This is a genomic window from Streptomyces nogalater (assembly GCF_039532885.1).
Classification (GTDB): domain Bacteria; phylum Actinomycetota; class Actinomycetes; order Streptomycetales; family Streptomycetaceae; genus Streptomyces; species Streptomyces nogalater.
This window is the reverse complement of sequence record NZ_BAAASM010000004.1, coordinates 86,564-91,941: the sequence shown is the minus strand read 5'-3', so window position 1 is coordinate 91,941 and position 5,378 is coordinate 86,564. Positions and strand designations below refer to the sequence as shown.

General features: G+C 71.8%; 4 protein-coding genes. All 4 read right to left on the bottom strand.

Going from position 1 to position 5,378, the window contains the following annotated elements; genetic code table 11:
- Positions 1–12 precede the first annotated feature (12 nt).
- Entirely contained in the window at positions 13–1,188 is a 1,176-nt protein-coding gene (locus tag ABD350_RS05300) for an alpha/beta fold hydrolase (protein ID WP_344346562.1), read from the bottom strand.
- 45 nt (positions 1,189–1,233) lie between these two features.
- Positions 1,234–2,178 (bottom strand): chlorinating enzyme, encoded by a 945-nt coding sequence (locus ABD350_RS05295; RefSeq protein ID WP_344346561.1) that lies wholly within the window; start codon positions 2,176–2,178, stop codon positions 1,234–1,236.
- A gap of 344 nt (positions 2,179–2,522) precedes the next feature.
- On the bottom strand, positions 2,523–4,325 hold the full coding sequence (locus ABD350_RS05290; protein ID WP_344346559.1) for an amino acid adenylation domain-containing protein: 1,803 nt from the start codon (positions 4,323–4,325) through the stop codon (positions 2,523–2,525).
- Positions 4,326–4,385: 60 nt separating this feature from the next.
- Entirely contained in the window at positions 4,386–5,336 is a 951-nt protein-coding gene (locus ABD350_RS05285; protein ID WP_344346558.1) for a DUF6039 family protein, read from the bottom strand.
- Positions 5,337–5,378: the final 42 nt, after the last annotated feature.

Sequence of the window (5,378 nt, the reverse complement as noted above, 5' to 3'; positions counted from 1 at the left end):
GTGAGTCCCGTCTCAGCGCGAAGCGGCCCGGCCACCGGGGTGCTCGCGCAGGAAACCCCGCGCGAGTTCGCCCAGCCGGCCGCCCAACTTGAAGAGTGAGATGTGATCGCCGGTCGGCTCGACGCTGAGCGTCGCGTTGGGCAGCCGCCGGGCCACCTCGGCCGATCCGAGCGGATTGGCCGTGGTGTCGTCCTCGCTGGTGACCACCAGCGTGGGGTGGTCGACGCCGGCCAGCAGGGGGTTGACGTCGATGTCGGTGATCGCGCCGTTCAACCGGCAGTAGCGGAAGAACAGTTCGGGGGTGGCGAAGGGGTAGAGCACCAGGTGCGCGAGATCGGGCGGGGTGCTGCCGAGCATGGTGCCGAGGAACACCGCGTGCACGGCGGCGGCGGTCTCCCGGTCCTCGGCGGCCATCGCCATCAGCGCCTGGATGTTCCGGTGGTGGTCCAGCTTCGGCGAGCCCGGACCGAGCTCGTAGGCACCGTGCCAGAGGCTGAGCGAGTCGATCCGCTCGGGGCCCCGGCCGGCCGCGGCGAGCGCGATCACGCTGCCGCCGCAGAAGCCCAGCAGGTGGGCGGTGCGGATGCCGAGGTGGTCCATGACCGTGAAGATGTCCCCGGCCTGTGCCTCGGTGTCCCATGCGAGCTTGTCGAAGTCGGGTTCGTCGGTGAACAGACCGCGGGTCTCCCAGGTGACGACCCGGTACTCGTCGCCGAGCAACTCCAGCCAGCGAGAGCACAGTTCGGCGGGCATCCCGCAGGCGGAGGCGATCAGGACCGCGGGCGCGGCCGGGTCGCCGGCCGTGTAGACGGGCAGCCGGGCGCCGTCGGGGGCGACGGCGTCGAGGGGGGTGCGGAATCTGTCGAAGGAGGCGGCGGTCACCCGGTCGGCGATCCCGGTGATCTCGGTGGGGTCGTCGGCGAGGCCGTCCAGCCCGGGTCGGCCGAGGGCCGGCCCGAGCCGTTCGCCGATGATCCGTTCGAAGACGCCGCTGTCCCCGTCCGGGGCGGCCGGCCCGATGGCCAGCGGGACACCGAGCCGATCGGCCAGCGCGGCCAGCAGCTCGGCGCGGGGGCCCGCGGGCACGGTCACCCTGGCGGGCGGGTCGAGGCGCGCGGCCAGCGTCCGCAGGTCGCGCAGCCCCTCGGCGAGTACGGCCGCGGCGGCCCGGGCCTGGTGCTCGGTCATCGGCTCGTACGCCTTCCGGTCGGTGTCGGTCGGTGTCGGTCGCTGTCAGCGGGTGGTGAACGGGTGGCCGAGAGTGGTCCGGGTGACCATCCGGTTGTGGTCGTACCGGTTCTCGCCGCTGACCAGGACGGCGCCGTAGCGCTCCAGCGAGACGGTGCCGCCGTACTCCTCGATCTGCTCGGTGCCGGGGTAGACCCGTACCGAGGTCGGCACGTACCGGCCGGCGAAGCCCAGGCGCATCTCGTCGGTCTTGCCGCTGTGCGGCCAGGAGGCGTGCATCAGGGTCGACCAGAACATGATCGCCTCGCCCGGGCGCATCACCATCGACACCGCCTTCGACTCGTCGGGCTTGAAGTCGGCGTCGACCTGCAACTCGCGGTAGTCGTAGCCGAAGAAGCCGCGGCGGACGCCGCCCTTGTCCACCTGGTTGATGGAGTCCGGGCTGTAGTGCATCTTCTTGGTCTCGTCGTAGTTCATCCGGGTGTGGGTGCCGGGGATGAACTGCAGGCAGCCGTTGTCCTCGTTGGCCTCGGTGAACGCCGTCCACACCGTGATGGTGCCGCCGAAGTCCTTGTGCTCGTCGGGCCACAGGATCTGCGGCACGCCGGAGGCGTTGGCGAAGGTGTCGGCCTGGTGCCAGTCGGTGCCCTCGTCGCCCGGGTACTTCGGGAAGAACTCGCTGCGCCAGCACAGGACGTCGGGTCCGAGCGCGCTGGCCACCCGGTCGACGATCTCCGGTCGGCAGATGTGGTCCGCGAGGAACTCCGAGTCCAGGTGCCGGTCGTAGTTGGAGATGTTGGTGTTGCCGGACTGCGCGGCCTCGTCCTGGTAGACCGCGTTGCTGCGGTCCATCAGCCGCAGCCGCTCGACCCGCCAGCGGCGCTGCATCTCCTCGATCTCGTACACCTTGAACGGGCCGAAGTAGCCGCGCTCGTGGAAGCTCGCCCGCTCCTCGGGCGTCAGCGTGAAGCCGCCGGTCACGTCGGGCACAGTGGTGCTCCTCATCCTTGAGTACGTGGTTTCCGGCGCGTCCCGTCGAGGGTCTGCCGGACTGGTGTCGGGGTGGGTCACGCGGTGGTCGGGCGGGCACCGGACCGGCTCGGCCGGTTCCCGGGCCGTGGGGCCCGAAGCGGCGGCGGTGGCGCCCGGTGTCGTCGGGCCACCGCCCGGCCCGCCGGTCCGTGCGGGACTCCGGCCGTCGTGGTGCGAGCCCGCCGGCCCGCTCGCCGCCGCCCGTTGCCGGGGCCGGCACGGCGGCACGGCCCTCACCGCCTCCTCGGCCGGTCTCCCGGTCGCGGCTTGGCCGCTCGGTCATACGAGGCGTCTGGACTCACTCACTTCGAGGCCCGCGCGTCCACGCAGGCGGACAGGTCTCGGACGGTCGCCGCGTCGAGTTCCGCGCCGGTCAGCGACAGCTTCCAGCGCCGGTTGACGGAGGCGATCACCCGCATGAACGCCAGGGACGTGGCGCCGTGTTCGAACAGGTCGTCGTCGAGACCGATGCCCGGCCGGGCCAGCACCTCGGTCACGATCGCGTCGACCTGCCGCTGCGTGGGCGTCAGCTCCGCGCCGCCCCCCGACGGGCCGGCCGGGGCCTGCCGGTGCGGCAGGGCGGGCAGCGCCGAGCGGTCGACCTTGCCCTGCGCGGTGGTCGGCACCTCGGTGATCAGCCGGTACGCGGAGGGCCGCATGTGTTCGGGCAGCGTGCCCGCGGCCCGGGCGGACACCTCGGCGACCAGCCGGCCGAGTGCCTCGTCGCCGGTCTCCGCTCCGGCCGACGGCACCAGGTAGGCCGTCAGGCGTACGTCGCCCTCCCCGTGGTCCTGCGGGACGACGATCGCCGAGGCCAGCCGCGGGTCGTCGGCGAGCAGCGCCTCGATCTCGCCGGGTTCGATGCGGAAGCCGCGGATCTTGATCTGGTCGTCGGCCCGGCCGACGAACAGGTACTCGCCGTCGGCGGTACGCACCGCGCGGTCGCCGGAACGGTACAGGCGCTCCGCGTCCGCCCCCGTGCCGACGGTGCGGAAGCGCTCGGCGGTCAGCTCGGGGCGGCGGTGGTAGCCACGGGCCACGCCGGTGCCGCCGACGTACAGCTCACCGGGGGTGCCGTCGGCGACCGGGTCGCCGTCCTCGTCGAGTAGGCGCAGGGTGACGTCGGGCAGTGGGCGGCCGATCGGGCTGACACCGGGCTCGTCGAGGTCGGCGCGGGTGATCCGGCGGGCCGTCACATGGACCGTGGTCTCGGTGATGCCGTACATGTTGACCAGCGCGGGCCGTTCGTCGCCGTAGCGGGCGAACCAGGGCTCCAGCAGCTTGACGTCCAGGCGCTCGCCGCCGAACACCACCAGGCGCAGCGCGGGCAGCGTCGCGGTGGAGGCGCCCACCAGACGGCGGAACGCGGACGGGGTCTGGTTGAGTACCGTGACGCCCTCGTCGGCGAGCAGCTTGTGCAGCAGCTGAGGGGAGCGGACGGTCTCGGTGCCGGCCACCACGAGTCGGCCGCCGTGCAGCAGCGCGCCCCACAGCTCCCAGACCGAGAAGTCGAAGCTGATCGAGTGGAACAGCGTCCACACGTCGTCCGGGCGGTAGCCGACCAGTTCGGCGGTCTGCTCGAACAGCCGGACCGCGTTGCGGTGTTCGACCAGCACGCCCTTCGGTACGCCGGTCGACCCGGAGGTGTAGATGACGTACGCGAGGTCGCTGTCCCGGGACTGCTCGGCCGCGGCGGCGGGCGCGGCCGGCGCCTCGGTGTCGCGGTCGAGCGGGATCACCGGCGCCGCGCAGTCCGCGAGGCGTTCGGCGACCCGGGACACCGTGACCACCGCGGACACCTGGCTGTCGTCGAGCAGGAAGGCGATCCGCCCGGCCGGGTAGGCCGGGTCGACGGGCACATACGCGGCACCCGCCTTGAGGATGCCGAGCAGGCCGACCACCAGGTCGGCGGTGCGGTCGACGCACAGGCCGATCAGCCGGCCGGGGCCGGCGCCGGCCCGCCGCAGCCGGGCGGCCACCGCGTCGGCCTCGGCGTTCAACTCGCGGTAGGTGAGGGCGCGGTCCGCCGCGCTCACCGCCACGCGGTCCGGCGTCCTGGCGGCCTGGTCTTCGAAGAGTTGGTGCAGCGTCTTGCCGGAAACCATGGCGGATCTCCCATCCGGTACGGGTTCGCGGGGCGGGCGCGCCGGGAGCGCGCGGGGCGGTCAGCCCTGGGCGGCGCTGATCTTGGTGGCGTACATGCCCCAGTGCTGCGGGGTCAGGGCCAGGTCCCGCAGGCTGCCCTGGACGAACATCCGCTCCCAGCCGCCACCGCCCTTCTCCTGAGGGATCCACTGCTTGGTGAACACCTCGCGCGCGGCCGGGCCGGTCCGTGCCCTGAGGCCCATCAGGTTGTAGTAGGAGCTGAGCTTGCGCAGGTGGATGAACCAGTGGATCCGGTCGGAGAGGCCGAACGCCTCCTCGTACAGGAAGATCGTCGCCTCGCCGCCCAGTGAGGCGTTCCAGCTCTCGGTCAGCGCCCGGGCGAACTCCCGTCCCTCGGAACGGAATTCGTACTTCAGCTCGCCGGTGCGGTGCATGATGATGCCGGAGTTGGCGGAGTGCAGCAGCTCATCGGGCTTCTGCGAGGTCTGGTGCTCGGCGGTCGGCACCACGAAGCGGTCCACGCCGCCCTCCTCGACCACCGAGGACAGCTCGGTCTCGGCGGTGCCGTACATCCCGAAGGACTGCGGGATCAGCACCGTCTCCTTCAGTCCCCCGTCGAGGAACATCCGGTCCCAGGAACCGCCGCCGCGCTCCTCCGGGATGCGGTTGCGGAACATCACCTCGCGCCAGCCCTCGTCCTGGGAGCCCATGCGGACGAGGGTCTCGTACGCCTCCAGGGAGCGCATGTGCAGCAGCCAGTGCAGGGTGTCCTTGGTCCCGAACGTCTCCTCGTAGACGAAGGTGGTCGCGACGCCGACGTACTGGGTGTTCAGGTACTCGGAGAGTTCACGGGCGAACTGCCGCCCCTCCGAGCGGAATTCGGCCCGTAGCTGCCCGACGCGCTCGACCACGACACCGGAATTCGCCGAGTGCAGGATGTCCGTAACCGGAACGGACGTCTGCTGCTGGGCGACCGGGGTGGAGAATTCGGAATCGACCTTCTCAGTCATGGACGGGCTCCTTGGTGAATGGTTCGCATTTCCGCTCTGCGC

Coding starts and splice junctions, on each gene's coding strand:
- ABD350_RS05300 (WP_344346562.1), bottom strand. CDS start 1,188: ATGACCGAGCACCAGGCCCGGGCCGCCGCGGCCGTACTCGCCGAGGGG.
- ABD350_RS05290 (WP_344346559.1), bottom strand. CDS start 4,325: ATGGTTTCCGGCAAGACGCTGCACCAACTCTTCGAAGACCAGGCCGCC.
- ABD350_RS05285 (WP_344346558.1), bottom strand. CDS start 5,336: ATGACTGAGAAGGTCGATTCCGAATTCTCCACCCCGGTCGCCCAGCAG.